Below are 26,786 nucleotides of genomic sequence, written 5' to 3' on the forward strand. Positions count from 1 at the left end.
CCCATGACGCTGACCCAACTCCGTTACCTGGTCGCCATCGCCGACGCCGAGCTCAACATCACGCTGGCCGCCTCCCGGGTGCACGCCACCCAGCCCGGGCTGTCCAAGCAACTCAAGCAGCTGGAAGATGAACTGGGATTCCTGCTGTTCGTGCGCAAGGGCCGCAGCCTGGAAGCCGTGACCCCGGCGGGCGTGGAGGTGATCGGCCGTGCCCGCGCGGTGCTGTCCGAAGCCAACAACATCCGCACCTACGCGGCCAACCAGCGCCGCGAGAGCCAGGGCCAGCTGATCCTGACCACGACCCACACCCAGGCGCGGTTTGTGCTGCCGCCGGCGGTCGCGCGCATCAAGCAGGCCTACCCGCAGGTCAGCGTGCACCTGCAGCAGGCCGCCGAAAGCGACGCGCTGGACCTGCTCAGCCAGGGCGATGCGGATATCGCCATCATCAGCACCGCCGGTGCCGAACCCACCGCCGGCATCGCCATTCCGCTGTACCGCTGGCGCCGGCTGGTGCTGGTACCGCGCGGCCACCCGCTCGACCGCCCCGGGGCCGCTCCGGACCTGCAGGCGCTGTCGACCCAGCCGCTGATCAGCTACGAATCCTCCACCCGTGGCAGTTCCTCGCTGCAGCGTGCCTTCGCCGCGTCGGGACTGACCCCGGACATCGCGCTGACCGCGCTCGATGCGGACCTGATCAAGACCTACGTGCGCACCGGCCTCGGCGTGGGCCTGCTGGCAGAGATGGCCGTCAACGCCGGCGACGAAGACCTGCGCTCGTGGCCGGCGCCGGCGCCGATCGACGAATGCATCGCCTGGGCCGTGCTGCCACGCGACCGCGTGCTGCGCGATTACGCGCTGGAACTGGTGCATGTACTGGCCCCGCAGATCGACACCCGCGACCTGCGCCGGGTCATCGATGGCAACCAGGAAGCGGATTGGCCGCTGCCGCCGACGTGGGAATCGTTGACCCAGACCATTACGGTCTGACGCCGCCCGACCAACGGTCGGGCGCTACCGATCCGGAGTCCGGGTGCCCGCCGCAGGCGGGCATGCCGTGGGTCGTCACGCCGTCCCTGCGACGCTTGGTCGCAGGTGCCTGTTCAGGCGTGTGCGCGTAGAAACCGACCGCTACAATCGCGCGGTGAATCGCCGTCGCCGCCCGTATGCCGCCCTGCTGAAACTCGCCTTCGTGGCGACGCTGCTGATGGCGCTGGCGCCGCTGGTCAGCCGCTGGCAGCAGGCCCAGGGCCCGTCGGTAATGCTGATGCCCGGTGGCACGGCGCACGTCATGCCCCGCAGCGCGGCCAGCCTTGAACCCATGCCGCATTCCGGCATGTCGCATCACGACATGCACGCGATGGCGGCAAGTGACAGTGACACGCACGACATGGCGATGCACGACATGTCAGGCCATGCCGCTGCAACGGCCCACCCACAACCCGCTGCCCCGATCGACCCGCATGCCGGCCATGGCGAGGCGTGCGAATACTGCATGATGGCCTCGCGGTTGATGCCGTGGCTGGCAGTGCTGATCGTTCTGCTGCCCGCGCTGCCGATCATCGCCCCCACGGTGCTGCGAAGTATCGCCACGCCGCGCAGCCTGCGCTGGCCTGCCCACGCCGCGCGTGGCCCCCCGCTTCACGCCTGAGACCGCCCTTTCATTTTCCTGCTGCGTGACGCCGTGATGGCGTCGCGCGCCTGTGCGTTTTCCGGAGTTCCACCATGAAGCTATCCTCCCGCAGCGCGGGCGCAGTGACGCGCCTGTCTGTTTCCCTGTCGCTTGCGCTGGCCGCGCTGCCGTTGCAGGCCACCGAACGCGACGATGCCCGCACCCTCGACACGATGGTGGTCACCGCCAGCGCGCCGTCCTCGCCGCTGCACTGGGTCACCGACCCGCGCCTGCCGCGCCAGCCGGTGCCGGCCAGCGACGGTGCCGATTACCTCAAGACCGTGCCCGGCTTCGCGGCCATCCGCAACGGCGGCACCAACGGCGACCCGGTGCTGCGCGGCATGTTCGGTTCGCGCCTGAACATCGTCAGCAACGAAGGCAACCTGATCGGCGCGTGCCCTTCGCGCATGGACAACCCGCTGTCCTACATCGCCCCGGAGACCTTCGACCGGCTGACCATCATCAAGGGCCCGCAGAGCGTGCGCTGGGGCGCCGGCGCTTCAGCCGGCACGGTGCGCTTCGAGCGCGATACCCCGCGCTTCGACGCGCCGGGCATCGAGCTCGATGCCAGCGCGCTGGTCGGCTCGCGCAACCGCAACGACCAGGTGCTGGACCTCACCGCCGGCGCGTCGCAGGGCTACGTGCGCGTCAACGGCAGTCGTTCCGAAGCCGATGACTACAGGGACGGCAATGGCGAAGTGGTGCCGTCCAGGTGGCGCAAGTGGAACAGCGACGTCGCCGTGGGCTGGACCCCCGACGCAGATACCGTACTGGAGCTGTCCGCCGGCACCGGCGATGCGATCGCGCGTTATGCCGGGCGTGGCATGGATGGCGCCGCGTTCAGGCGCACCAGCTACGCCGCTCGCTTCGAGCGCGACAACCTGCCCGGTGCGTGGGACAAATTTCAGGCCAACGTGTACTACAACGACGCCGACCACGTCATGGACAACTACACCCTGCGCGACCCCAACCCGGGCAGCAGCATGCCGATGCCGATGGCCTCGAACGTCGATCGCCGAACCGCTGGCGGTCGCATCGCCTCCGAATGGCGCTGGCAGGACATCGCCATCGTCGCCGGCGTGGACGCGCTCGACAGCCGCCACCGCAGCCGCAACGGCATGGGCCGCAACACCTACCGGCTCACGCCATGGTCCACCGACGCACGCCAGAAAAACCAGGGCGTGTTCACCGAGATCACCCTGGGCGAAGGCACCGCGCAACGTTGGGTCGGCGGGCTGCGCATCGATCGCGCGGACGTCACCGACGAGCGCGCCACCACCGGCATGATGGCGATGCCGAACCCGACCGCCGGGCAGCGCCGCCGCGAAGACCTGGGCAGTGGCTTCCTGCGTTTCGAGCGTGACATCAGCAGCGCGCTGACCACCTACGCCGGTATCGGCCACAGCGAACGCATGCCCGATTACTGGGAGCTTTTTTCGCCCACGATGGGCCCGGCCGGCAGCATCAACGCCTTCAGTGCGGTGCGGCCGGAAAAAACCACCCAGCTCGATATCGGCCTGCAGTACCGGGATGAGCGGGTGAACGCATGGGTGTCGGCGTACGCAGGGCGCATCCAGGACTACATCCTGTTCACCTACCGCGACGGCGGCATGATGGGCAGCACCACCCAGGCCAGCAATGTCGACGCACGCATTTCCGGCGCCGAAGCAGGCGCCGAGTTCGCGCTCGGGCAGGGCTGGAAGGTCGGCGGCACGGTGGCCTACGCATGGGGCGAAAACCGCACCGATGGTGGCGCACTTCCGCAGATGCCGCCGCTGGAAGCACGCCTGAGCGCAGGCTGGGAAGGCGCGCGCTGGAGCGCGGGCGCACTGGCCCGCGCAGTGACCCGCCAGAACCGCGTGGCACCGGGGCAGGGCAACGTGGTCGCGCGCGACCTCGGCCCAAGCGCAGGCTTCGCCACGCTCGCGCTCAACGCCGGCTACCGGATCAGCGATGCACTGCAGCTCAGCGCAGGCGTGGACAACCTGTTCGACCGCGCCTACAGCGAGCACCTCAACCTCGCCGGCAGCGCAGATTTCGGCTTTCCCGCCGATCCGGTACGCATCAACGAACCCGGCCGCACGGCCTGGATGAAGGTGAATTACCGGTACTGAGGCAGGTGCCGACCATTGGTCGGCACGCCGCACGGGGTAGGGTCGGTTCCCAAACGACTGCCGTGAACGCCCCAGCACCCGGTAACGCATGACAATGATCGGCGCAGGCTCTGGCGCTTCCACGGCCACCGCAAACGCCAGCTTCGGCTACGGTCATGCGTTACCGCACCGATCCGCAGGGTCAGCGGTCGTTTGGGAACCGACCCTACCGCCGATTGCCCTGCACGGTACAGCGGAGACGCAATCCGACATGCGTTGACACATGCCGTTACATGCCCCGCAGGCCCCAGCACGAAAGGGATTGCGCGTGCCACCCGGTGATGTGAAGGTGCCGGTAAACGCTTGGCACATATGCCTGGCGCAGGTCGTGGCTACACTTGCCGGTCGTGGAACATCAAGGGCTGTACTTCATGTCGGGACGCATCACCGCACGCATCATTGCCGGCCTCGGCCTGGCCATCCTGGCCGGGTGTGGCAGCAAGGACCAAGCCGCCCGCCGGCAGGCCGAGGTCGTGCCGGTGACCACCCAGGTGGTGCAGACCTCCGCGTGGAGCGACACCCTGCAGGCGCTGGGCACCGCCAAGGCCCGCGAGTCGGTGACCATCACCGCCAAGGTCAGCGAAATCATCGAAACCGTGCACTTCGACAGCGGCCAGCAGGTCTCCGCCGGCACCCCGCTGGTCACCCTGCGCGGGCAGGCCCAGGAAGCGGCCCTGCTGCAGGCCCAGGCCACTTTTGCCGAGGCCGACCAGCTGTACAGGCGCCAGCGTGAACTGGCCGCCCAGCAGCTCGTCGCCAGCGCCACCCTCGACACCCAGCGCGCCATCCGCGATGCCGCTGAAGCGCGCGTGCGCGAAATGCAGTCCGACATCGGCGACCGCCGCGTGCGCGCCCCGTTTGCCGGCGTGCTCGGCATCCGCCAGGTCAGCGAAGGCTCGCTGGTCACCCCCAGCACCGTCATCGCCACCCTCGACGACATCGAACGCATGCACGTCGATTTCCAGGTGCCCGAAGCCGAACTGGCTTCGCTGACCAAGGGCGACAAGGTCAGCGCCACCAGCGTGGCCTACCCGGGGCGCACCTTTGAAGGCGACGTCGCCACCATCGATACCCGCGTCGATCCCGGCACCCGCGCCGTCACCGTGCGCGCCGATTTCATCAACGCCGACCACGCCCTGCGCCCGGGCATGCTGCTCGACGTGCGCATGTTCCGCCCCGAACGCCAGGCCCTGGTCATCCCCGAGATTGCCGTGGTCCAGGTCGGGCGCGACTCCTTCGTGTTCCGCGTCAAACCCGACCACGTCGTCGAGCGCATCGACGTGGTCAGCGGCGCGCGCCGCTCCGGTGTGGTTGAAATCCGCGAAGGCCTCAAAGCCGGCGACCGCATCGTGGTCGACGGCACCGGCAAGCTGCGTCCCGGCCTGAAGGTCAACGACACCGCCGCGCCGGCAGCAGCACCTGCACCCGCACCCGCAACCCCGGCCGCCAGCCCGGCTGCGGAGAAAGCCACGGATCCGGCCCCGGCCGGCACCACCCGCGCCCCGACCGGCGCGACCGCTGCGGCAGCGCCCGTGGGCAGCGCCGGATGAAACTGTCCAACATCTCCATCCAGCGGCCGGTGTTTGCCGTGGTGATGAGCCTGCTGCTGGTCGTGCTGGGCATCATGTCGTTCACCCGCCTGACCCTGCGCGAACTGCCCGCGATCGACCCGCCGATCGTCTCGGTCTCGGTCGATTACACCGGTGCCTCGGCGGCCGTCATCGAAAGCCGGATCACCCAGGTGCTGGAAGACGCCCTGGCCGGCATCGAAGGCATCGACACCATCAACGCGCGCAGCTCCAACGGCCGCGCCCAGGTCAGCATCGAATTCACCTCCAACCGCGATATCGAAGCGGCCGCCAACGATGTGCGCGACGCCGTCAGCCGCGTCGCCGACCGCATGCCCGAAGAGGCGCGCCCGCCGGAAATCGCCAAGGTCGAGAGCGACGCCGACCCGATCATCTGGTTCAACATGACCTCCTCCAGCATGAACACGCTGGAGCTGAGCGACTACGCCGACCGCTACGTCGTCGACCGCTTCTCCAGCCTCGATGGCGTGGCCCAGGTCCGCATCGGCGGCCGCCAGCGCTATGCCATGCGCATCTGGCTCGACCGCGACCAGCTCGCCGCGCGCGGCCTGACCGTGGGTGATGTCGAAACCGCGCTTCGCAACGAGAACGTGGAGCTTCCGGCCGGTCGCATCGAATCGGCCGACCGCGATTTCACCCTGCGCGTGGAGCGCAACTACGTAAAGCCGGAAGACTTCGCCACCATCCCGCTCGGCAAAGGCGCCGATGGCTACGTGGTGCGCATGGGCGACGTGGCCAGGATCGAACTGGCCTCGTCCGAACGCCGCGCCTACTACCGCAGCAACGGCGAACCGGGCATCGGCCTGGGCATCGTCAAGACCTCCACCGCCAACTCGCTGGACGTGGCGCGCACAGCACGTGCCGAGGCCGAACGGGTCGGGCTGACCCTGCCCGAAGGCACCCACATCTTCGTGGCCTTCGACAACACCACCTTCATCGAAGCCGCCGTCGACCGCGTGTACGCCACGCTGGTGGAGGCCATGCTGCTGGTGCTGGCGGTGATATGGCTGTTCCTTGGCAGTTTCCGCGCCGCGCTGATTCCCGCCGTGACCGTGCCGGTCTGCCTGGTGGCGGCCTTCATCGCGTTGTACGCCTTCGGCTTCTCGATCAACCTGCTCACCCTGCTCGCACTGGTGCTGTGTATCGGCCTGGTAGTGGACGACGCCATTGTGGTGGTCGAAAACGTGCAGCGCCGCATCGACCTGGGCGAGCCGCCACTGGTGGCCTCCAAGCGGGGCACGGCGCAGGTGGCCTTCGCGGTCATCGCCACTACGGCGGTGCTGGTCGCCGTGTTCCTGCCCGTCGGGTTCCTCGAAGGCAACACCGGCCGGCTGTTCCGCGAACTGGCGGTGGCCCTGGCCGCCGCCGTGGCGCTGTCGGCGTTCGTGTCGCTGACCCTCACGCCGATGATGGCTTCCAAGCTGCTCAAGCCGCACACCGGCCAGCCGCCGCGCGGCCTGCACGGGCTGATCAACCGCAACCTGGACCGCGTCTCGGCGGCCTATGGCCGTGTGCTCGACAGGCACGTCGGCAAGATCTGGGTCTATGTCGTAGTGATGCTGCTGTCGCTGGCCGCCAGCGCCCTGCTGCTGAAACTGCTGCCCTCCGAGCTGGCCCCGGCCGAAGACCGTGGCTCGTTCCAGATCATGATCGACGGCCCGGAAGGCGCCGGCTACGACTACACCGTGGGCCAGGTGCAGGAAGTGGAAAAGATCGTGGCCGGGTATGTCGGCGAGGACAAGCCGATCGTGCGCGCCAATCCACGTGTGCCCGGTGGCTTCGGCGCCAGCGAGGAAATGCATACCGGCCGCATCAGCGTGTTCCTGCAACCCTGGCGCGAGCGCGCGACGGCCACCCCCGAGGTAGCGGCCGAACTGCAGAAAGACCTGGACGGCATCCGTGGCGTGCGTGTGCGCACCCAGGTGGGGGGCGGGCTGGTGCGCAGTGGCGGCCAGCCGTTCCAGATTGTGCTGGGTGGGCCTGAATACGCCGAAATCGCACAGTGGCGGGACCGCATGCTCGAGCGCATGGCCGACAACCCCGGCCTGGTCGGCCCCGACTCGGATTACAAGGAAACCCGCCCGCAGATGCGGGTGAACATCGACCGCCAGCGTGCGGCCGACCTGGGTGTGTCGGTCACCGCGATTGGTTCGGCACTGGAAACCATGATGGGCTCGCGCCGGGTCACCACCTTCGTCGACAACGGCGAAGAGTATGACGTGCTGGTCCAGGCCGGCCGCGAAGGCCGCGCCTCGCCCGACGACCTGGCCGCCATCCGCGTGCGTGCCACCAGCGGTGAACTGGTGCCGCTGTCCAACCTGGTCACGCTCAGCGAAGTGGCCGAAGCGGGCAACCTAAATCGCTTCAACCGCCTGCGCGCGATCACCATCAGCGCCGGTCTCGCCCCGGGTTATCCGCTCGGCGAGGCGATCGCCTGGGCCCAGCAGACCGCACGCGAAGAATTGCCGCAGCATGCGCAGATCGACTGGAAGGGCGAATCGCGCGAGTACCAGAACGCCGGCAGCGCGGTGCTGCTCACCTTCGCCATGGCCCTGCTGGTGGTGTACCTGGTGCTGGCCGCACAGTTCGAAAGCTTCATCCACCCGCTGGTGATCATGCTCACCGTGCCGCTGGGGGTGCTCGGCGCGCTGTTGGGCCTGTATGTCAGCGGCGGTACCATCAACCTGTTCAGCCAGATCGGCATCGTCATGCTGGTCGGCCTGGCGGCCAAGAACGGCATCCTGATCGTCGAGTTTGCCAACCAGCTGCGCGATGAGGGGCGCGACGTGCACCGCGCCATCGTCGAATCGGCGATGGTGCGCCTGCGCCCGATCCTGATGACCTCCATCGCCACCGTCGTCGGTGCGATTCCGCTGGTGGTCGCTGGTGGCCCCGGTTCGGCCAGCCGCGGCACCATTGGCATCGTGGTGATCTTCGGCGTCACCGTCTCCACCTTCCTGTCGCTGTTCGTGGTGCCGGCGTTCTACGCACTGCTGGCACCGTACACGCGCTCGCCCGAAGCAGTGGCCCGTGAACTGGAGAAGCAGGAAGCCGACACCCCGTCGGTTGGCGGCCATGCCTGACCTGCCGCTGCGGCTGGAAGGCCCCGGATTCGTGCTGCGCCCCTGGCGCAGCAGCGATCTGCAGGCGCTGCTGCAGCATGCCAATGACGAGGCGGTGTCGCGCGGGCTGCGCGACCGCTTCCCGTTTCCGTACACCCGCGAAGACGGCGAAGCCTTCCTCGGTGGCCGGATCCTGGCCCCCGGGACGCTCAACCTGGCCATCGAGATCGACGGCTGCGCCTGCGGCAGCATTGGCGCCCAGCCGGGCGTGGCCGAGCGCGTTCACACCGCCGAGCTGGGTTACTGGCTGGGCCGCGCGTACTGGGGGCAGGGCTGGATGACCCGCGTGGTGGGCCTGTTCGTCCCTTGGGTGATGGACGAACTGCGCCTGTTCAGGCTGCAGGCCGACGTGCTGGATTTCAACGAAGGCTCGGCCCGGGTGCTGCTGGGCAACGGGTTCCAGGAAGAGGGCACCGCCCGCTGTGCGGTCTTCAAGCGCGGCCAGTTGCATGATCTGAGGCGGTTTGCCCGGGTGCGTGAACGGACGCCCTGACGGCCGGCCGCGTCCCGACCAACGGTCGGGACCTACCGGCGTCGGGCACCCCGCACGCCGGTGTGCCGCGACCGCGCGGCGCTGACCCGGGTATGCCACGACCGTTGGTCGTGGCGTGGCGCCCGATGCCGAATATCGGCCCTATCGGGCTGGCGCGCGATCGTGGAGAATCGACCCGGTCCCTTCCAGCCGACGGGACGTCCTTCATTTTCCGCCGACTGGAGAGAGCGCGTGGAAGCAGTAGTTGAATTCATCAATGGCATCATCTGGAGCAAGGCACTCATTTTCCTGTGCCTGGCTGCCGGCCTGTTCTTCAGCGTACGCACCCGCTTCATGCAGCTGCGCGGCTTCTTCGAAATGTGCCGGCTTACCGTGCAGGGCGAAAAGTCCGAGGCCGGTGTTTCTTCATTCCAGGCCCTGGCCATGTCCATGGCCGGCCGCATGGGTATCGGCAATATCGCCGGCGTGGCCACTGCCATCGCCTTCGGTGGCCCCGGTGCGATCTTCTGGATGTGGGTGATGGGCTTCCTCGGTGCCTCCACCTCGTACGTGGAATGCACCCTGGCGCAGATCTACAAGACCAAGGATGCCGAAGGCCGCTACCGTGGCGGCCCGGCCTACTACATCGAAAAAGCCATGGGCCTGAAGTGGTACGCGATGGCGTTTGCCATGGCCACCATCGTGGCCGCCGGCTTCCTGATGCCGGGTGTCCAGGCCAATGCCATCGCCGACAGCATCATCAACTCCTGCCGCGGCGGTGCCCTGTGCGGACCGCTGGATGGCCAGTTCATGGGCATGGAATCGGTGCAGGCGCTGAAGCTGGGCATCGGCGTCGTGGTCGCCCTGCTGCTGGGCGTGGTGATCTTCGGCGGCGTCAAGCGCATCGCCAACTTCGCCGAAGTGGTGGTGCCGTTCATGGCCGCCGGATTCATCCTGATGGCCATCATCATCATGATCCTCAACTACGAGCGCGTGCCGGACATGTTCCGCACCGTGTTCAGCAGTGCGTTCGGTGCGCATGCTGCGTTCGGCGCGATGATGGGCCTGGCGGTGGAGTGGGGCGTCAAGCGCGGCATCTACGCCAATGAAGCCGGCCAGGGTACCGGCCCGCATGCGGCGGCGGCGTCGGAAGTCTCGCATCCGGCCAAGCAGGGTTACGTGCAGGCCTTCGCCATCTACTTCGACACCATGATGGTGTGCACCGCCACTGCCTTCCTGATCCTGGCGGCCGGTACCTACAACGTGTATTCGCCCACGCCCGGCGCCGAGCCGGTGTTCGCCGGCCTGGCCGGTGTGGCCGAAGGGGCGGGCTACGCGCAGGCGGCGGTGGAAACCGTGCTGCCGGGCTGGGGTTCGGGCTTCGTGGCCCTGGCGATCTTCTTCTTCGCCTTCACCACCATCATGGCCTATTACTACATGGCCGAAACCAACCTCAGCTACATCAACCACAACCGCAAGCGCCCGCTCACCGTGCTGGCGCTGCGCCTGGGCATCATCGGCATGGTGGTGTTCGGTGCTTTCCACAACGCCAAGATGGCCTGGGCGCTGGGCGACATCGGCGTGGGCCTGATGGCGTGGTTGAACATCATCGCCATCCTGATCGTGCAGAAGCCGGCCCTGATCGCCCTGCGCGATTACGAGCGCCAGAAGAAGCTCGGTCTGGATCCGACCTTCGACCCCGATGCCCTGGGCATCAAGAACGCCGATTTCTGGCGTCACCGCAAGCTGGAGCAGTCCCGTAGTGAATGATCCCTGGAAGAACGCCCGCCGCCCGTCGTCGCGACCGCCGCGGGCCACTCCGCTGCCGCCGCGCGAAGGCGGCAGCCCGCCACCGCCGGGGCGCGGTAACGACGAGCTGCGCCTGTATGGCTGGAACGCCGTGCAGGCGCTGTTCGAGCGCCGGCCGCAGGCACTGCGCAAGCTGTACCTGGCCGAGGCGTTGATTCCGCGCCTGCAGCCGCTGCTGAAGTGGTGCGTGGCCAACCGCGTGGGCTACCGCGTGGTGGAAGAGGGCGACCTCAACAAACTCGCCGCCACTACCCATCACGAAGGCGTCGTGGCTGACGTGCTGCGCGCCCCGATGCTGGAACTGGGTACATGGCTGGCTGGTCTGCCAGCCGACAAACCGGCGCTGGCGCTGTGGCTGGATGGCGTGGGCAACCCGCACAACTTCGGCGCCATCCTGCGTTCGGCCGCGCACTTCGGCGTGGCCGGCCTGCTGTTGCCGCCCGATTCCACGCTGGCGTTGTCCGGTGCGGCGGCACGCGTGGCAGAAGGCGGCGCCGAAGCGGTGCCGTTGGTGCGGCTGCCGGCGCTGCCGCAGGCAATGGACGCACTGCGTGCCGGCGGCTTTGGCCTTGCCGCCACGCTGGTGGAAGGCGGCGCGGATCTGTTCAGGACCCCATTGCCTGCGCGCCTGGTCTATGTGATGGGCGCTGAAGGCGAGGGCATGGACCGGGCGCTGGCACAGACCTGCGACATGCAGGTATCCATTCCCGGCAGTGGCGCGGTGGAGAGCCTCAACGTCGCATCGGCCACCGCTGTGTTGCTGTCGCACTGGTATGCACAACGGTAACTTCGGGTAACGCTTGCGCGCTGCCCTGCGTGATGTGATCGACGTCTCCAATGAAGTCGTGCCTACAGTGGATTCGGATTTTTCGCATGGTGCGCCGCTCTCGCGCTGCGTCACAGTGCAACGCGGCGCCGTACTGTGTAGGTGAGGAGAGACACCCACCCAGTGCGGCGCCGTTGTCCGGATCACGGTCTGTTCCGTGGCGCTCACCGCGTGGGGTGTGATGAATCCCGGTAGCCCGGCCGCTTGGCCGGGCTTTTTTTATGCCCGATCGCAGCGCGCATGGTCGGAGTGCGACACGTCGGTCCCGCGTATCCGCCGCCGAAGCGGCCGCGCTCGCTGACGTTCCGGGCCGCCGGGGATGAAAATCCGGAAGCGCATTCCATGCGGGAAACCTGCTGAAAAACAGCGTTGGCGCGATAGGCATTTTCCTGTGTGCGCCCGCGCACAGAACACAAGATTCGCGTGATTTACCGATTTTTCCGAGATGACTTCCTGTGCAGATTGCCGGTGCGGCGGATTGGCCTGCCGCATCACTCTGCCACCGAGGAGGCATTCCATGACATTCGATGCGCTGCGTTTCCTGCGCCCGATTTCCTTCGCCCTGATCGCCGGCCTGCTGCCCGCTGCCGCCCAGGCTGCCGAGCACTCGCTCGATGGCGTCAATTTCATGGGCCCGCTGATCACCCCCAACCCCGCCGGTCTGCCGAAAGGGAACCTGTTCATCGAGCCCTACCTGGTCCGCATCGACAGTGATCGCCACTTCGACGGCGAAGGCCGCCGGCATGACAGCGATGGCCGCAGTGCCGCGTGGCTGACCGTGGTGCCGATCGCCTACGGCCTCGGCCAGCGCGTGACCGCCCAGGTCAACCTCAGCGCTTCGCGCGCCGAGACCGGCAGCGACCGCAGCCGCGGTTTCCGTGCCGGTGATACCACTGCCATGGTTCAGTACCTGCTGCAGGCACCGAACGAAGACGGCACCCGCCCGGCGATGTCGGTCTCGCTGAGCCAGCGTTACGCCACCGGCAGCTATGACCGCATCGATGGCAACCCGCTCAACGCCCAGGGCGATGGCGTGCAGCGCACCACCTTCGGGCTGGGCATGCAGCAGGTGGTGTGGCTGCCCAACGGCCGCCCGCTGCGCTGGCGCGGGCAGCTGAGTGCCAGCCCCGCCCCGGCGCGCGTGGCGATCAACGATCACAGCGTGTACGGGACCCCCGATGGCTTCCGCGGCAACGTCGCCCCGGGGTCGCTGCTCGGCCTCTCGGCCGCCGGCGAGTACAGCTTCAATTCGAAGTGGGTGGGCGTGTTCGAGTTCGCCATCAGTCGGCAGAGCGACCGCCAGCTCAGCGGTTACGCACCCGCTGCCGATGGCACCATGCAGCGCATCGATGAGCGTCTTCCCGGCAGCCGCAATGTCACCCTCGCGCCTGCGGTGCAGTACCACTTCAGTCCCAATGTCGGGCTGATTGCCGGGGTGGAGTTCACCGTGGCCGGCCGCAACACCGGCAGCTACATCAATCCGCAGGTCGCCCTGGGCATGTTCTTCTGATGGGCCTCGATGACATCGTTGCCCGCCTGCTGGGCATCGTCTGGAGCCCGGCGCTGGTCGGCTTGTGCCTGCTGGTGGGCCTGTATTTCAGCGTGCGCACCCGTTTCATCCAGCTGCGTGGCCTGCCACAGATGCTCAAGCTGATGTTCCAGGGGCGCAGTTCCGTCGCGGGCGTGTCTTCGTTCCAGGCATTGAGCATGTCGCTGTCCAGTCGTGTCGGCGTGGGTAACATCGCCGGCGTGGCAATGGCGATTGCCTACGGTGGGCCGGGTGCCATTTTCTGGATGTGGATCGTCGCCTTCCTGGGGGCGTCCAGCGCTTTCGTCGAATCGACCCTGGCGCAGATCTACAAGCAGCGCGACAGTAACGGCATGTACCGTGGTGGCCCGGCGTACTACATCGAGAAAGGCCTGGGCAAACGCTGGTACGCGGTGTTGTTCGCCCTCAGCACGGTGATCGGTTGCGGGCTGCTGCTGCCCGGCACCCAGTCCAACGCGATGGTAAGCGCGCTGGATGAGGCATGGGGAGCACCGGACTGGATCACCGCCGCAGGCATCGGCACCGTAGTGGCGATGGTCATCTTCGGTGGCGTACGCCGCATTGCCCAGGTTGCGCAGGTCATCGTGCCGTTCATGGCGCTGGGCTACCTGGTCGTGGCTGCCGTGGTGATGGTTCTGAACCTGGATGCGGTGCCGGAGATGTTCAGCATCATCCTGCGCAGTGCCTTCGGGCAGGATGCCGCGTTCGGCGCGATGATCGGCACGGCCATCCAGTGGGGCGTGCGCCGCGGTGTGATGTCCAACGAAGCCGGCATGGGCAGCGGCGCACATCCGGCCGCGGCGGCGGAGGTGTCGCACCCGGTCAAGCAGGGCCTGGTGCAGGCGTGTTCGGTGTACATCGACACCATGGTGGTATGCAGTGCCACCGCCTTCCTGATCCTGTCGGCCGGCACCTACAACGTGTATGACCCAGGCGCACCCGCGCAGTGGATCGTGGCCAACGTGCCCGGGCTGGAGGCGGGGCCTCGTTTCGTACAGCAGGCGGTGGAGACAGCGCTGCCGGGGTTCGGGCGTTCATTCATCGCCCTGGCGATTCTGCCCTTCGCCTTCACCACCATCCTGGCGCTGTATTACACGGCGGAAACCAACGTGGTGTACCTGTTGCGCAACCGCAACTCGCCGTGGGTAATGGCGTTGTTCCGGCTGGGCTTCCTGTGCGCCATGCTGTATTCGGCGTTGAACAGCGCCACCGTGGCATGGTCACTGGGTGATATCGGCGTAGGCCTGATGACCTGGCTCAATATCATTGCGCTTCTGCTGTTGCAGAAGCCGGCGCTGGCCGCGCTACGCGATTACGAAGCCTCGCGCGGCGCAGGCAGGGATCCGGTGTATCGCCCGGACAACATGACGCTGCCTGCCAGCACGGTGTGGGTGCGATAGGGGCCGTAGCAGCGGACCCACGGTCCGCTGCTACCGGATGACCGGGTTACCCGCCGTCATTCATTCGGCGGGGTAGTGGCCTTGGCTTCACTACCGAAAGTTCCATCGGCTTCGGCGGCCAGGTAGGCGAACACCGTGTATGCCGCCACGTTCTGCGCCAGCGCCGCCGGCTCGATCTTGTCCAGCGTGTCGTCGGCGGTATGGTGCAGGTTGAAGTAGTCGGTTCCGTCCTGTGCCAGCCACGCCCACGCGCCACCCTTGGCGGCCAGCGGGCCGATGTCCGGGCCCGGGCCACCCTTGTCCGGGGCATACTCGATGCCCAACGGCTTGAGCACGTCGGCAATCTGGGCGGTCGCCCCGCGCGAGCCTTCCGGGTTCGGCGAGCCGGTGTTGAACGCATAGATGCGGCCGGCGCCGAAGTCACTCTCGGCGGCCAGCTGGTGCAGCACGATGTCCTTGGCATGCGCTTCGGCATACGCCTTGCCGCCATACAGACCCTGCTCCTCGTTGGCGAAGGCCACCACACGGATGGTGCGCTTGGGCGCCTGCTTGAGTTGGCCGATCAAGTGGCCGGCGGCCATGGTCAGCGCCACGCCGGCACCGTCATCGATCGCGCCGGTGCCCAGGTCCCACGAATCAAGGTGGCCACCAATCACCACCACTTCCTTGGGCAGGCTGCGCCCGGTGATCTCACCGATCACGTTGTACGACGTGGCCGTGCCATCCCAACCGCAATCGAGGCTGAGCTTCACCTTGGTCGGGCCCATTGCGACCAGCCGCGCCAGCTGGTTGGCGTCGGGCACCGACAGCGCCGCCGACGGCACCGGAGTCAGACCGTCGTCGAAGCGGGTGATGCCGGTATGCGGGACGCGGTGCGAATCGGTGCCCGCCGAACGCATCACAAAGCCGACCGCGCCCTTGCGGATCGCTTCGGACGGGCCCTTGCTGCGCACCGCGCCGCCCTTGCCGTAGTCGCGGCCATCGCGGTACGCGGTCATCTGGTAATCCACGAAGGCGATCTTGCCCTTGAGCGAGCCTTCCGGCGCGGCCTGCAGCGCGGCCAGGTCGGCGAAGCGCACCACCTCGGCCTCGACCGTGCCGCCCGGGCTGCCGCCCAACGCGGTGATGCTCAGCGGCTGTGCGTGCCTGCCCACCACCTGGGCATGTTCACTGCGGCGTTCCCACTTGGGGAAGGTCACCGGCTCTTTCCACACCTTGTCAAAACCCAGCGCCTTGAACTTGGCTTCAGCCCAGGCTACCGCGCGGGCATCGGCCTCGCTGCCGGCAATCCGCGGGCCGATTTCGGTCGTCAACGATTCGACCACCTTCCAGCCCGTGTCATCCTTCAGGGCCTGCTCGCGCAGTTCAGCGGCGGTGGCCAGCGATTTCGGCGGCAGGGTGGTGGTGCCCGTCGCGGCGAAGGCCGGCGCGGCCAGCAGGGCGAGGGAAGATGCGATGGCAAGGACGCGGCGACGCATGGGACGGACTCCGGGGGAACAGGGCGGAAGCCCCCGAGCTTAGCAGCCTGCCCGCGCCGCACATGGGCGGGAGGTCATGGTTGGGCGAATGCTGTTTTCCACCGGTGGGCAGGGCGACGACCAACGGTCGTCGCCTACCCGCCAACCCGATCCTACTTTTTCAGGTTGTCGCGGATCTCGCGCAGCAGCACGATCTCTTCCTTCGGCGCCGCCGGTGCCGCTTCCTTCTTGCGGGCCAGGCGGTTGATCACCTTGATCACCATGAATATCGCGAACGCCACGATGATGAACTGCACCAGCGTGTTGAGGAAATCACCGTAGCCGATCACCACCGCAGGAATTTCCTGCCCATCCGGGCCGAGCCGCGCCGGCGCCAGTGTCCACGCCAGTTCGGAGAAATCCACTCGACCGATCAGCCAGCCCAGCGGCGGCATGATGATCTTGTCCACCAGCGCGGTGACGATCTTGCCGAACGCAGCACCGATGACCACACCGACCGCCAGGTCGATGACGTTGCCACGCATGGCAAATTCCTTGAACTCAGTCAGCATTCCCATCGGGTTCTCCTGTAACGGGGGTATCAAAGACCGGCGCAGCGTAACGCAGCGTCTGTCGTCATCCGGCGATGATGCCGTGCCGCTCCGCGACGTTTTCCAGACGCGCGCTGAAGCGATCGCCTGGCTTGAGTGCGGCTACCCCCGCCGGCGTGCCCATGAACACCAGGTCACCGGCGCGCAGCGCCCACAGCTTGGACAGCTCGTGCAGGATCTCCGGCACGTTCCAGATCATCTGGTCCAGCAGCGATTGCTGGCGCACTTCACCATTGATCTCCAGCGACAGGTTGAGTGCGGCAAGGTCGCCTACTTCACCGGCCGGTACCAGTTCGCTGACCGGCGCGGAATGGTCGAAGCCCTTGGCCGAATCCCATGGGTGGCCCTTGGCCTTGGCGGCGGCCTGAAGGTCGCGGCGGGTCAGGTCCAGCCCCACGCCATAGCCGAACACCAGCGCCTCGGCCTGTTCCACCGGCAGCTCGCCGGCAGGCGCGTCACGGCCAATCGCCACCACCAGCTCCACTTCATGGTGCAGGTCCTGGGTGGAAGGCGGGTAGGGGATCACATCGTCATGGCCGACCACGATCGCATCGGCCGGCTTGCTGAAGAACATCGGCCGGCCGCGGTCATCGGTGGCGGGCACGGCAGCGCCCATTTCCCTGGCATGATCGGCGAAATTGCGCCCGACACAGTAGATGCGGCGGACCGGAAACGTTCCGCCACCGGCGACCGGAATACGGGGTTGCTCGGGGGCCGGGATTACATCAGACATGCGCGCGTCCTATGGAAAGGGGTCGCACGAGTGTATTCCGGCGCGCTGCCCACTAAAAGCCGGGTTGCCGGCCAGCAGTCGGCACGACCGCCATGATCTCAGTGGGACAACGGCAAGGCCTGCTTGCGCACCACGCGGTATTCGCCTTCCACCACCTGCGGATCAGCCGCACGGACAGACTGCTTGCGCGAGGCGAGCAGCTTCCACGCAACGCCTGCGATGATCATTGCCGCCCCCACGAACACGCCCACGAACACCAGGGCAGCCAGGATGGCCAAACCCAACAGGCCCACCGCAACGCGCACCAACGGATGACGCGGCTTGCGCGGCGCAAACAGGGAGCGGAACTGGTTGAACTGGAAGCGGTTGTACATGACGGTTCTTTGGCTGAAGTCAGCGAGCCGCCAGTATCCCGTCAGCGCCGCCCGGTTGAGTGAAAAAGTCGTTAAACACCGCCGTTGGTTATTTTAAATCAATGGCTTGTGTTCATCCCGGAGCCAGCGACATGACGGCATGCGACAATTGCGTGCCTCATCAAGGATCGCGTTGTCATGTCCGTTTCCGATGCTTCCGCCACTGCCCTGATCGCGCTGGAACGTATTGCCGACGAGGGGTTCGCCGAAGCCGAAGCATGCATTGACGGCGACCACGAGTCGGTGGTGCTGTACCGCGAGGGTGACGACGTGCGCGGCTGGCTGAACATCTGCCCGCATGCCGGGCGGCGGCTGGACTGGGCGCCGGGGCAGTTCCTCAAGAGCAAGGCGGGCGATCTGGTCTGCGCCGCGCACGGTGCCTCGTTCTCGCTGGCTGACGGCAGCTGCGTGGCCGGCCCCTGCAAGGGCGACCGGTTGCGTGCGGTTGCGCTCGATGTGCGCGACGGCCAGGTATTCCTCGCCTGAGCCAATGCCGACCAACGGTCGGCATCTACCCGTTGCCGGTCAGTGGTCGGCATTTATCCGTTGCCGGTAAACGGCAGGTATCGACCGTTGGTCGATACACGCCTCAAAACATCACGTTGATCATCGCCACCACCACAATGGTGTAGATCATCGACAACGGCGCACCCACCCGCCACAACTCGCGCGGCGTGTAATTGGCCGGGCCGGTGATCATGGAAATCACCGGGTTGGACGCGGTCATGAGATTGTTGGACGCCGACAGCGCCACGATCAACGCAAACGCGGTCGGGCTGCCGCCGGCCGCCAACGCCAGGTTCACCGCAATGGGCACCATCACGATGGTCGCGCCTACGTGGCTGATCACCAGCGAGAACACGGTGGTCAACAACGCCAACGCGATCTCCAGCACCCACACCGGAATGCCGGTAGGCAGGCGGTCGATCGTATGGCCGGCCACCCAGGCTGCCGCGCCGCTGCTGTCCATCGCCCAGCCGAGCGGAATCAGCCCGGCCATCATGAACACCGTTTTCCAGTTGATCGAGGCGTAGGCCTCGTCCATGCGCAGCACGCCGGTGAGCAGCATGCCGGCAACGCCGGTCATCAGGGTCAGCGCCACCGGCAGCCTGGAGGTCAGCGCGATCAGGATGGTGATGGCGAAGATCGACATGGCGATCTTGAACTTGTGCGGGCGCTGCTCGCCCTTCGGGTAATCCGTCACCACCACGAAGTCGCGGCTCTTGGCGGCCTGCGCCAGATCGGTCCAGATGCTGTGGAACACCAGCATGTCGCCGGCGCGCAGCGGCACGTTGCGCACGTCTTCGCGGATTACCTGCTTGTCGCGGTTGATCGCCAGCAGGCTGATGCCGCGCTGCTTGCGCAGGCGCAGGTCCGAGGCGCTCTTGCCGATCACTTCGGAGGTGGGCGGAATCACCGCTTCGGAAATCCCCGCGCGGCTGGGGTTGAACAGGTCACCCAGGTGCTTCAGCCGCGAGGACATGCGCAGGAACTGGTTCTGGGCAAAATCGCCCACCTGCTGGCGGCTGCCCATCACGCCCAGCACGCTGCCCACCCAGATGCGCATCTCCGCGGGCGGCGCCAGGCGGGTGTCGTTGCCGGTCTTGAGCGCCAGCATCAGCGGGGCATCGTGCAGGTTTTCGGCTTCGCCCAGGGTCATGCCGACCAGCGGGCTTTCGGCGCTGACCACCAGCTCGAATACATCGCCCTCGATCCCGTAGGTCTTGGCGAAGTAGCTTTCGGTGCGGGCCGGGGTGACGCCGTCATTGGCCAGCGTCTCTTCTTCCACCAGCTTGCGGTCGCCGAAGTAGCGGAAGTACAGCAACGACGCGGCCAGCAGCGCCACACCGATCGGCAGCGGCGCGAACATGCGCAGCGGCTCGATGGTCGCCAGGCCGGACGGCAGGTTGTTGTTGGCCGAGGCCAGCAGATCGTTGAGCAGGATCAGCGGCGAATTGCCGACCATGGTCAGCGCGCCGCCCATCACGATCGCCGCGGCGATCGGCAGCAGCAGGCGCTGCAGGGTAAGCCCGGTGCGCGCCACCAGCCGCGAGGCGACCGGCAGGTACAGCGCCATCACCGAGGGATTCTGCATGAAAGACGAATTCAACCCGGCGATGGCCGTGGTCATCATCATCAGACGCGTCTCAACCCCATGCCCGCGCCGCAGCAGCCAGGCGGCCAACCGGTTCAGCGCCCCGGTGCGGTCCAGGCCCGCACCCAGAATGGTAGTGGCGATGATGCTCATCACCGCGTTACCGGAGAAGCCGCCGAAGATTTCCTCCGGCGCGATCAGCCCGGTCACGCCCAGCACCACCAGCACCACCAGCGCTACCACATCGGCGCGGATGCGCTCGAACAGGAACATCGCCATCGTGAAGCCGACCAGCCCCAGAACGAGCTTCATGTCGGTGGTCAGCGTCAGCGTGGTGTCCATGGGGTAACGCGGTTCCTTGGAAGGGGATCAGGTACGGTCGTACAGCAGGTCCCACACCCCGTGGCCAAGCTTCTGGCCGCGGGTTTCGAAGTGCGTCTGCGGGCGCCATTCCGGCCGCTCGACCTGGCCGCGCGGACCGGCGCGGTTGGTGAGCCCGGCGGTGGCGTCCAGCACCTCCCACATCTGCTCGGCGTAGTCTTCCCAGTCGGTCGCGCAGTGCAGCCGGCCACCTGCGCGCAGCTTGCGCACCAGCAGGTCGGCGAACGCCGGCTGGATCAGGCGGCGTTTGTTGTGGCGCTTCTTGTGCCACGGATCCGGGAAATAGATGCGCACTTCATCCAGCGCGCCATCGGCGATTTCCTTTTCCAGCACTTCCACCGCATCGTGGTGGTACAGCCGCACGTGGTCGGCATTGTCCTCGGCCAATGCATTGAGCAGGCGGCCCACGCCGGGCGCGTGGACTTCCAGCCCGATGTAATCGCGGCTCGGGTCCTGCTGCGCGGCAAACCGCAGCGCGGCGCCGTTGCCGAAGCCGATTTCCAGTACCTTGCGCGCATCGCGGCCGAAGGTGGCGTCGAGATCGCGCGGCTCGCCGGTGAAGTCCAGCCCGAAACGCGGCCAGCGGTCGTCGAACGCGCGCTGCTGGGCGGGGGTGAAGCGGCCCTGGCGCAGCACGAAGCTGCGCACCTCGCGGCGGCCTTCGGTGACGGTAAAGGGCTTGGGCGGGGCCTTGGCGCCCGCGCTGTCGAAGGGATTGGTCATCAGCCGATCAACCCGTCCACCGGCGAAGACGCGTTCGCATGCCGCCTGCGCGGAATGCGCCCGGCCAGGAACGCCTCGCGGCCGGCCTCGACCGCCTTGCGCATCGCGCTGGCCATCAGCACCGGGTTGCGCGCGCCGGCAATGGCGGTGTTCATCAGTACACCGTCGCAGCCCAGCTCCATCGCGATTGCCGCATCCGAAGCGGTGCCCACCCCGGCATCGACGATGATCGGTACCTTGGCGTTCTCGATGATCTCCATCAGGTTGTACCGGTTCTGGATGCCCAGCCCCGAACCGATCGGCGCGGCCAGCGGCATCACCGCCACGCAGCCGATCTCTTCCAGCCGCTTGGCCAGGATCGGGTCATCGGAGGTGTAGACCATCACCTCGAAGCCGTCCTTGACCAGCGTTTCGGCGGCCTTGAGGGTCTGCACCACATCCGGGTAAAGCGTCTTCTGGTCGCCCAGCACTTCCAGCTTGGTCAGGTTGTGGCCATCGAGCAGCTCACGCGCCAGCCGGCAGGTCCGCACCGCATCTTCGGCGGTGTAGCAGCCGGCGGTGTTGGGCAGGATGGTGTAGCGGTCCGGCGGCAGCACGTCCAGCAGGTTCGGCTCGCCCGGGTTCTGCCCGATGTTCGTGCGGCGGATCGCCACGGTCACGATCTGGGCCCGGGCCGCCTCGGTGGCGGTGCGGGTTTCGTCCAGGTCCTTGAACTTGCCGGTCCCGGTCAGCAGCCGGGAGGCGTAGGTCTTGCCGGCGATCACCAGCGAATCGGGGGAAGAATGAGCAGTCATGGGCGAATTATCACACAGCCCACTGCCGCAGACCGGTAGCGCCCGCCCGTTGGCCGGCGCACGCGATCCGTGGATCGTCACCCACCACCCAACGCATGCACGATCTCGACCACGTCCCCCTCCTGCAGCACGTGACTCGCGTGGCGGCTGCGGGTCACGATCTCGCCGTTGACCTCGACCGCTACCCGGCGCTCGGTCAGCTGTTCGGCCTGCAGCAGGTCCAGGACGGTGGAATGTTGCGGAAGCTGGCGGCAATCGCCGTTGAGCACGAAGTTGACGAAGTTCATGACGGAATTGTCCCCCAAAGCGGTCGGTTGTGCGTACCCTTGCGCCCCCACCGATGCCCGTCCCGGCTCACCTCGGCTGCACGGGTCCCGGCCATGCCGCAACGCAGCGTGATGTCGCGGGGGGGCAGTGGAACCATGGCACCGTGCGCCGGCGTACGTCGGCCGTCATCACCCAGAAAAGGAGTTTTTTCCATGCTGCTCAGCAAGCGTCCCCTGCGTTCCATGATGGCCGTGGCCATCGCCCTGGCCGCTGTGCCGGCCATGGCGCAGTCGCCCTATTCGAAGACCATCTTCATCGGCGACAGCCTGACCGATCAGGGCTACTTCCGTCCGCTGCTGCCCGCGTCCGTGCAGCCGGTCACCGGTCAGTTCACCACCAACCCGGGTTGGGTATGGGCGCAGCACGTGGCCGACTACTACGGCACCAATGCCACCGCCCACGGCAACGGCCAGGGCGGAGACAACTACGCCATCGGCGGTGCGCGCGTTGGCGTGGATTCCACCCAGACCCTGGCCCCGGGCACCCCGGCCATTCCGGTCTACTCGCTCAAGACCCAGACCGCGCAGTACCTGGCGGCCAACGGCGGCAAGGCCGATGCCAACGCGCTGTACACCGTGTGGGGCGGCGCCAATGACCTGTTCGCCATCCAGGCCGGTGCACCGCTGCAGGCCACCCTCGGCGCGGCCGTGACCGACCAGGTCGGCATTGTCGGGACCCTGAAGAATGCAGGCGCGCAGTACATCGTCGTGCCGACCCTGCCCGACATCGGCCTCACTCCCGCCGCACGCGCCGGTGGCGCAGTGGGCATGGCGCAGGGCACCGCGCTGGCCAAGGCTTACAACGATGCCCTGTTCGGCGGCCTGAAGGCAGCCGGTCTGCAGGTCATCCCGGTGGACACGTTCCACATCCTGCAGGAAATCGTCGCCAGCCCGGGCACCTACGGGTTCGTCAATGTCACCAGCCCGGCCTGCACCACCGCCTCGTCGCTGACCTGCAACCCGACCGCGTACGTCAATCCGAACGCGGCCAACAATTACGTGTTCGCCGACGGCGTGCACCCCACCACCGCCACCCACCAGATGCTGGGCCAGTACACGCTGTCCATCCTGGAAGCCCCGCGCAACCAGCAGATCCTGACCCACACCGCGCAGACCGTGGGCCGTGCGCGCGCCGATCAGGTAAGCGGTCACCTGGATGGCCGCCCGGCCGATGGCCTGAGCTGGTGGGGCGGCCTGCGTGGCGACATGCAGCGCTACGACCATGCCGACCTGTACGACGGCCTGGCCCCGGCCGGCCTGTTCGGGATCGACTGGGCCAAGGACGGCATGGTGGTCGGCGGCTTCGCCGGTTACGGTCGCATGGATGCCGACTTCGGCAACAGCAAGGGCGACTTCACCCAGTCCGACACCACCCTGGGCCTGTTCGCAGGCTGGTACGGCGAGAACACCTGGGTCACCGGCCAGGTCAGCTACAGCTGGCTGGATTACGACGTAACCCGCCGCGTGCAGCTGGGCCCGGCCGAGCGCACCCACACCGGTTCGCCGGAAGGCAGCAACCTGACTGCGGCCCTGAATGCCGGTTACGAGTTCGGCACCGAGGGCGGCTTCCGCCACGGTCCGGTGGCCGCGGTGATCTGGCAGCAGGTCAAGCTGGATGGCTACGTGGAATCCAACCCGAGCGCCACTGCGCTGGGCTATGGCGACCAGGATGCCGATTCCACCGTGGGCCGCATCGGCTGGCAGGCCCGCTTCGATGGCGGCAGCATCAAGCCGTACGTGCAGGTGACCTACGACCACGAGTTCGAAGATGGCAAGCAGGCCAGCGCCTGGCTGCAGACCATGCCGGACGTCGGCATGTACAGGGTGCCGGGCCTGGAGTTCGACAAGAACTACGCCACCGCCGTGCTGGGTGCCCGCATGAGCTTGTTCGGCCTGAACAGCAATATCGGCATGAGCACCACCGCAGCGCAGAAGCGGGCACGTGACGTCAGCCTGTTTGCCACCGTGAGCGGCAGCTTCTAAGCACGAAACCGGCGGCACACGGCACATCGCCGTGCGCCGCCCGTTGCCTTTTTACCGCTCCGGCGCATAAACTTGCCCGGCACCAAGCGGGTGTAGCTCAATGGTAGAGCTGTAGCTTCCCAAGCTACTGACGAGGGTTCGATTCCCTTCACCCGCTCCACGGTTTGCGCAGCAAACCATGGAGCGTGGCGGCATGCCACCAGATCCCCGCGCCTGTCGGCGCGGCCCCTTGACTCAGGGGGCCTGTTACTTCGATCGCTTTCTTCGTGGCCTTTGCTGTCCTGACCGCTGCGGCTGCGGCGCGATGCCGGTAGCGTTGGATCCCAATCAACCGCCGGTAACATTCATCGGCGCGGCGAACGCATGATCCCAACCCAGGAGCGCGTGCAGAATTCGCCGTCCCCTTCGACAGCGCAAACGCGTCACGCTGACACTTCGCTTCCATTCCCCTTGCGCGTTGTTAACCTGCCTGTTGTGACCATGGTGTGTCGGCGCCTTGCGCCCCCCACGGAGTATCCCGCATGCATGGTTCCAACAAATCCGTCCTGCTGCAGGCCAATGAGGCCATCGTGGCGGGCGACAACGAAGGGTTCCTCTCCCATTGCACGGAAGACATCCGCTGGACGACGGTAGGCGAGAGCACGCTGGAGGGCAAAGAAGCGGTTCGGCAATGGATGAAGACCGCTTACGCCACACCGCCGCGCTTCACCGTTGACCGCCTGATTGCCGAGGACGATATGGTTGTAGCGTTGGGTACGATCATGGGCGAGGGTGATGGGGGCGAACCGACCCAACTGGCCTACAGCGACGTGTGGCGTCTCCGTGACCGTAAGCTGGCCGAGCTCAACGCCTTTGTCCTGCCTACCGTCCGCCGCAGCTGAAGTGCTGCAGGATTCCTGGCACCCGTGACGAGATCTCCCTGGCGAGAAATCCCAGCGGCCCTGCCGCTTCGGCAAGCAGCCGGCCCGCCTCGCCATGTGTCCAGACGCCCCACAACGCAGCTTCCATCGGTGTGGCACCGCGCGCGGCGAAGCCTGTGATGAGCCCGGCGAGCACATCGCCCGAGCCGGAAGTACCCAGCCCAGGCCCGCCGCCTTCGTGCAGCCACACCTCGCCATCAGGGCCGACGATGAAGGTGCGCGGCCCTTTCAGCACCACCACGCTGGCGGTGGCGCGCGCCATCCGCAGCGCATGTTCGAGCGGCTCGCGCTCCACATCTTCCTTGCGGCCGCCGCACATGAACGCCATTTCGCCCGCGTGCGGAGTAAGAATGAACGGCGCGCTTCCCGCCGCCGACACACCGCCGTTCAGAGCTCCTGCATCGAGTACAACGGTGGCCTTCATCTGATGCAGTCGTGCGGTGAGCCTGGCAAGAAACGGCGTTGCGCTCATGCCTGGCCCGACCAGCACCGCGTCGCACTGGTCCAGTGCCTGGTGAAGCGCAGGGCTGCCCGGCGCGATCTCGCCGCTGGCATCCTCGGGCAGGCCGATGACAAGCGCCTCGGGAACCGCCACGCCCAGTGCGGTCGTGCAGGACCGGACCGTGGCGATCTGCAGCTTGCCCGCGCCTGCACGCAGGGCAGCCTCGGCCGCGAGCAGCGCCGCGCCTGGCACCTGCACCGAACCGCCCACGACGCAGAGCCGGCCCCGATCTTCCTTATCCGTGCCAGGTGCGGGCAGCGGCATCACCTGCAGTGCAGCGGGCGTAAGCTGGCGAACGGCGGGCGTGTGCATGTCAGCGCGCTCCCGCCGGAGCGTCAGGTGCACCGGTGCGACCCTGCTCTGCGAGCTCGGCAGGTACGAAATTGGTGGTCACCAGTTCCAGCGCCTCGCCGGTGGCGGAGGCCCTGTATTCGGTCACCCCGCAGTTGGGTACATCGCCTTGGCGGTCGATATCAAGAATCGCGCGCTCATCCAGGCCTTCCAACAGGTAGCGCATGCAGTTCACGATCACCTGATGGCCCACCACCATGACGTTGGCGCCCACATGGCTGCGCTGCAGGTCGGCGATCACGCCACGCAGGCGCAGGATCACATCGCACCAGCTCTCACCGCCGGGCGGCCTGAAATAGAACTTGCCCACCAGCTTGCGCTGCTCGGACAGCTCTGGGAACTTTGCGATGATGCCGGAGGAGGTGTATCGGTCCAACACCCCGAACTCCTTCTCGCGCAGGCGTTCATCCACGATCACCGTGTTCCGGGAATGCTCCAGCACCGCAGCAACCGCTTCAGCGGTCTGGCGTGCGCGGACGTAAGGGGACACCAGCACGACCGTAGGACGATCACCCTCCGGCATCTTCCTGACCCAGTCGCCCAGTGCGGCCGACTGGCGTTCACCCAGCGGGGACAGCGGCACATCGGCGTCGCGGTGCTCCAGTTCGATCAGCGCGATGCCTTCGGCTTCGGCATGATCCCGCGCCACGTTGCCGGCGCTCTGCCCGTGGCGTACCACCCAGATACGGTCAGGCCATCGGGCCGTGACCCCCTCCATCGCACTCTTCTGATCCACCTGCATCTCCCGGCTGCTTGAACAAGGGCGTCGTACCTTGGTGAAACACTAGAAGCGTGGCTGTTACGCATACGCGTAGCATCGTGAAGACCGGATACACGATGCTACGCGCCCTCGTACATTCTGCTGACACCCCTGCGGCGTGGTCGGCGCCCTCGAAGCCGCCGATCCA

At 66.9% G+C, this 26,786-nt stretch carries 23 protein-coding genes and 1 tRNA gene; 14 read left to right on the forward strand and 10 right to left on the reverse strand.

The features are described 5' to 3' along the window. Positions 1-3 precede the first annotated feature (3 nt). The 10 genes from ACTJI4_RS03690 (at position 4) to ACTJI4_RS03735 (ending at position 14,589) form a co-directional block, all read left to right on the forward strand. Entirely contained in the window at positions 4-987 is a 984-nt protein-coding gene (locus ACTJI4_RS03690) for a LysR family transcriptional regulator (protein WP_068853844.1), read from the forward strand. A 154-nt stretch (positions 988-1,141) separates the two neighbouring features. Beyond that, positions 1,142-1,648: a DUF2946 family protein gene (locus ACTJI4_RS03695; protein ID WP_440868538.1), complete on the forward strand. Its 507-nt coding sequence runs from the start codon at positions 1,142-1,144 to the stop codon at positions 1,646-1,648. 74 nt (positions 1,649-1,722) lie between these two features. Then, positions 1,723-3,783: a TonB-dependent copper receptor gene (locus ACTJI4_RS03700; protein ID WP_440868539.1), complete on the forward strand. Its 2,061-nt coding sequence runs from the start codon at positions 1,723-1,725 to the stop codon at positions 3,781-3,783. Positions 3,784-4,193: 410 nt separating this feature from the next. Then, positions 4,194-5,372, forward strand: a complete 1,179-nt coding sequence (locus ACTJI4_RS03705; protein WP_392917764.1) for an efflux RND transporter periplasmic adaptor subunit — start codon at positions 4,194-4,196, stop codon at positions 5,370-5,372. Further along, on the forward strand, positions 5,369-8,494 hold the full coding sequence (locus ACTJI4_RS03710; protein ID WP_392917762.1) for an efflux RND transporter permease subunit: 3,126 nt from the start codon (positions 5,369-5,371) through the stop codon (positions 8,492-8,494). The genes ACTJI4_RS03705 and ACTJI4_RS03710 overlap by 4 nt, the downstream gene beginning before the upstream one ends. Beyond that, positions 8,487-9,026 carry a GNAT family N-acetyltransferase gene (locus ACTJI4_RS03715; RefSeq protein WP_440868540.1) on the forward strand — a complete coding sequence of 180 codons (540 nt, stop codon included), beginning with the start codon at positions 8,487-8,489 and terminating at the stop codon, positions 9,024-9,026. The genes ACTJI4_RS03710 and ACTJI4_RS03715 overlap by 8 nt, the downstream gene beginning before the upstream one ends. A gap of 231 nt (positions 9,027-9,257) precedes the next feature. Continuing rightward, positions 9,258-10,775 carry an alanine/glycine:cation symporter family protein gene (locus tag ACTJI4_RS03720; protein ID WP_440868541.1) on the forward strand — a complete coding sequence of 506 codons (1,518 nt, stop codon included), beginning with the start codon at positions 9,258-9,260 and terminating at the stop codon, positions 10,773-10,775. After that, the gene (locus ACTJI4_RS03725; protein WP_440868542.1) at positions 10,768-11,601 is read left to right on the forward strand and encodes a TrmH family RNA methyltransferase; all 834 of its coding nucleotides are present in this window, start codon (positions 10,768-10,770) and stop codon (positions 11,599-11,601) included. Before ACTJI4_RS03720 ends, ACTJI4_RS03725 begins: the two co-directional genes overlap by 8 nt. A 556-nt stretch (positions 11,602-12,157) precedes the next feature. Beyond that, positions 12,158-13,150: a hypothetical protein gene (locus tag ACTJI4_RS03730; RefSeq protein ID WP_440868543.1), complete on the forward strand. Its 993-nt coding sequence runs from the start codon at positions 12,158-12,160 to the stop codon at positions 13,148-13,150. After that, positions 13,150-14,589 carry an alanine/glycine:cation symporter family protein gene (locus tag ACTJI4_RS03735; protein WP_440868544.1) on the forward strand — a complete coding sequence of 480 codons (1,440 nt, stop codon included), beginning with the start codon at positions 13,150-13,152 and terminating at the stop codon, positions 14,587-14,589. The genes ACTJI4_RS03730 and ACTJI4_RS03735 overlap by 1 nt, the downstream gene beginning before the upstream one ends. A 56-nt stretch (positions 14,590-14,645) precedes the next feature. On the opposite strand, the gene ACTJI4_RS03740 is transcribed toward ACTJI4_RS03735, so the two are convergent. The 4 genes from ACTJI4_RS03740 to ACTJI4_RS03755 all read right to left on the reverse strand — a co-directional run bounded on the left by ACTJI4_RS03740 (position 14,646) and on the right by ACTJI4_RS03755 (position 17,764). After that, positions 14,646-16,067 (reverse strand): M20/M25/M40 family metallo-hydrolase, encoded by a 1,422-nt coding sequence (locus tag ACTJI4_RS03740; RefSeq protein ID WP_440868545.1) that lies wholly within the window; start codon positions 16,065-16,067, stop codon positions 14,646-14,648. A gap of 152 nt (positions 16,068-16,219) precedes the next feature. Continuing rightward, positions 16,220-16,624 carry a large-conductance mechanosensitive channel protein MscL gene (gene mscL / locus ACTJI4_RS03745; protein ID WP_392917741.1) on the reverse strand — a complete coding sequence of 135 codons (405 nt, stop codon included), beginning with the start codon at positions 16,622-16,624 and terminating at the stop codon, positions 16,220-16,222. A 58-nt stretch (positions 16,625-16,682) separates the two neighbouring features. Continuing rightward, positions 16,683-17,390: a fumarylacetoacetate hydrolase family protein gene (locus tag ACTJI4_RS03750; protein WP_392917738.1), complete on the reverse strand. Its 708-nt coding sequence runs from the start codon at positions 17,388-17,390 to the stop codon at positions 16,683-16,685. Positions 17,391-17,488: 98 nt separating this feature from the next. Further along, positions 17,489-17,764, reverse strand: a complete 276-nt coding sequence (locus ACTJI4_RS03755) for a hypothetical protein (RefSeq protein WP_392917735.1) — start codon at positions 17,762-17,764, stop codon at positions 17,489-17,491. A 177-nt stretch (positions 17,765-17,941) separates the two neighbouring features. Between ACTJI4_RS03755 and ACTJI4_RS03760 the strand changes: the two genes are divergently transcribed. Continuing rightward, a complete protein-coding gene (locus ACTJI4_RS03760; protein WP_392917733.1) occupies positions 17,942-18,289 on the forward strand; it encodes a Rieske (2Fe-2S) protein in 348 nt (115 codons plus the stop codon). Positions 18,290-18,392: 103 nt separating this feature from the next. On the opposite strand, the gene ACTJI4_RS03765 is transcribed toward ACTJI4_RS03760, so the two are convergent. The 4 genes from ACTJI4_RS03765 to thiS all read right to left on the reverse strand — a co-directional run bounded on the left by ACTJI4_RS03765 (position 18,393) and on the right by thiS (position 22,083). After that, complete coding sequence (locus ACTJI4_RS03765) at positions 18,393-20,240, reverse strand: SLC13 family permease (protein ID WP_392917730.1); 1,848 nt, start codon at positions 20,238-20,240, stop codon at positions 18,393-18,395. Positions 20,241-20,267: 27 nt separating this feature from the next. Next, on the reverse strand, positions 20,268-21,002 hold the full coding sequence (gene trmB, locus ACTJI4_RS03770; protein ID WP_392917728.1) for a tRNA (guanosine(46)-N7)-methyltransferase TrmB: 735 nt from the start codon (positions 21,000-21,002) through the stop codon (positions 20,268-20,270). Further along, positions 21,002-21,796, reverse strand: coding sequence for a thiazole synthase (locus tag ACTJI4_RS03775; protein ID WP_440868546.1), 795 nt, complete (start codon positions 21,794-21,796; stop codon positions 21,002-21,004). The genes trmB and ACTJI4_RS03775 overlap by 1 nt, the downstream gene beginning before the upstream one ends. Positions 21,797-21,873: 77 nt before the next feature. Further along, on the reverse strand, positions 21,874-22,083 hold the full coding sequence (thiS, locus tag ACTJI4_RS03780; RefSeq protein WP_392917721.1) for a sulfur carrier protein ThiS: 210 nt from the start codon (positions 22,081-22,083) through the stop codon (positions 21,874-21,876). 192 nt (positions 22,084-22,275) lie between these two features. On the opposite strand from thiS, the gene ACTJI4_RS03785 reads away from it, so the two are divergent. The 3 genes from ACTJI4_RS03785 to ACTJI4_RS03795 all read left to right on the forward strand — a co-directional run bounded on the left by ACTJI4_RS03785 (position 22,276) and on the right by ACTJI4_RS03795 (position 24,986). Beyond that, the gene (locus ACTJI4_RS03785; protein ID WP_392917719.1) at positions 22,276-24,105 is read left to right on the forward strand and encodes an autotransporter outer membrane beta-barrel domain-containing protein; all 1,830 of its coding nucleotides are present in this window, start codon (positions 22,276-22,278) and stop codon (positions 24,103-24,105) included. 86 nt (positions 24,106-24,191) lie between these two features. After that, positions 24,192-24,265 (forward strand) — tRNA-Gly (locus tag ACTJI4_RS03790). A gap of 361 nt (positions 24,266-24,626) precedes the next feature. Next, positions 24,627-24,986 (forward strand): nuclear transport factor 2 family protein, encoded by a 360-nt coding sequence (locus ACTJI4_RS03795; RefSeq protein WP_440868547.1) that lies wholly within the window; start codon positions 24,627-24,629, stop codon positions 24,984-24,986. On the opposite strand, the gene ACTJI4_RS03800 is transcribed toward ACTJI4_RS03795, so the two are convergent. Further along, positions 24,967-25,839, reverse strand: coding sequence for an NAD(P)H-hydrate dehydratase (locus tag ACTJI4_RS03800; protein WP_440868548.1), 873 nt, complete (start codon positions 25,837-25,839; stop codon positions 24,967-24,969). The two genes, ACTJI4_RS03795 and ACTJI4_RS03800, sit on opposite strands and share 20 nt — an antisense overlap. Before the next feature lies 1 nt (position 25,840). Next, positions 25,841-26,620, reverse strand: coding sequence for a histidine phosphatase family protein (locus tag ACTJI4_RS03805; protein ID WP_392917709.1), 780 nt, complete (start codon positions 26,618-26,620; stop codon positions 25,841-25,843). Between the last annotated feature and the right edge of the window lie 166 nt (positions 26,621-26,786).

The sequence above is a fragment of the Stenotrophomonas sp. 22385 genome (genome assembly GCF_052045085.1).
GTDB lineage: Bacteria > Pseudomonadota > Gammaproteobacteria > Xanthomonadales > Xanthomonadaceae > Stenotrophomonas.

What these genes read in the sequence shown, in the direction of transcription:
- ACTJI4_RS03690 (WP_068853844.1), top strand. Translation starts at nt 4, where the DNA reads ATGACGCTGACCCAACTCCGTTACCTGGTCGCCATCGCCGACGCCGAG.
- ACTJI4_RS03700 (WP_440868539.1), top strand. Translation starts at nt 1,723, where the DNA reads ATGAAGCTATCCTCCCGCAGCGCGGGCGCAGTGACGCGCCTGTCTGTT.
- ACTJI4_RS03705 (WP_392917764.1), top strand. Translation starts at nt 4,194, where the DNA reads ATGTCGGGACGCATCACCGCACGCATCATTGCCGGCCTCGGCCTGGCC.
- ACTJI4_RS03710 (WP_392917762.1), top strand. Translation starts at nt 5,369, where the DNA reads ATGAAACTGTCCAACATCTCCATCCAGCGGCCGGTGTTTGCCGTGGTG.
- ACTJI4_RS03715 (WP_440868540.1), top strand. Translation starts at nt 8,487, where the DNA reads ATGCCTGACCTGCCGCTGCGGCTGGAAGGCCCCGGATTCGTGCTGCGC.
- ACTJI4_RS03730 (WP_440868543.1), top strand. Translation starts at nt 12,158, where the DNA reads ATGACATTCGATGCGCTGCGTTTCCTGCGCCCGATTTCCTTCGCCCTG.
- ACTJI4_RS03735 (WP_440868544.1), top strand. Translation starts at nt 13,150, where the DNA reads ATGGGCCTCGATGACATCGTTGCCCGCCTGCTGGGCATCGTCTGGAGC.
- ACTJI4_RS03740 (WP_440868545.1), bottom strand. Translation starts at nt 16,067, where the DNA reads ATGCGTCGCCGCGTCCTTGCCATCGCATCTTCCCTCGCCCTGCTGGCC.
- mscL (WP_392917741.1), bottom strand. Translation starts at nt 16,624, where the DNA reads ATGGGAATGCTGACTGAGTTCAAGGAATTTGCCATGCGTGGCAACGTC.
- ACTJI4_RS03750 (WP_392917738.1), bottom strand. Translation starts at nt 17,390, where the DNA reads ATGTCTGATGTAATCCCGGCCCCCGAGCAACCCCGTATTCCGGTCGCC.
- ACTJI4_RS03755 (WP_392917735.1), bottom strand. Translation starts at nt 17,764, where the DNA reads ATGTACAACCGCTTCCAGTTCAACCAGTTCCGCTCCCTGTTTGCGCCG.
- ACTJI4_RS03760 (WP_392917733.1), top strand. Translation starts at nt 17,942, where the DNA reads ATGTCCGTTTCCGATGCTTCCGCCACTGCCCTGATCGCGCTGGAACGT.
- ACTJI4_RS03765 (WP_392917730.1), bottom strand. Translation starts at nt 20,240, where the DNA reads ATGGACACCACGCTGACGCTGACCACCGACATGAAGCTCGTTCTGGGG.
- trmB (WP_392917728.1), bottom strand. Translation starts at nt 21,002, where the DNA reads ATGACCAATCCCTTCGACAGCGCGGGCGCCAAGGCCCCGCCCAAGCCC.
- ACTJI4_RS03775 (WP_440868546.1), bottom strand. Translation starts at nt 21,796, where the DNA reads ATGACTGCTCATTCTTCCCCCGATTCGCTGGTGATCGCCGGCAAGACC.
- thiS (WP_392917721.1), bottom strand. Translation starts at nt 22,083, where the DNA reads ATGAACTTCGTCAACTTCGTGCTCAACGGCGATTGCCGCCAGCTTCCG.
- ACTJI4_RS03785 (WP_392917719.1), top strand. Translation starts at nt 22,276, where the DNA reads ATGCTGCTCAGCAAGCGTCCCCTGCGTTCCATGATGGCCGTGGCCATC.
- ACTJI4_RS03795 (WP_440868547.1), top strand. Translation starts at nt 24,627, where the DNA reads ATGCATGGTTCCAACAAATCCGTCCTGCTGCAGGCCAATGAGGCCATC.
- ACTJI4_RS03800 (WP_440868548.1), bottom strand. Translation starts at nt 25,839, where the DNA reads ATGCACACGCCCGCCGTTCGCCAGCTTACGCCCGCTGCACTGCAGGTG.
- ACTJI4_RS03805 (WP_392917709.1), bottom strand. Translation starts at nt 26,620, where the DNA reads ATGCAGGTGGATCAGAAGAGTGCGATGGAGGGGGTCACGGCCCGATGG.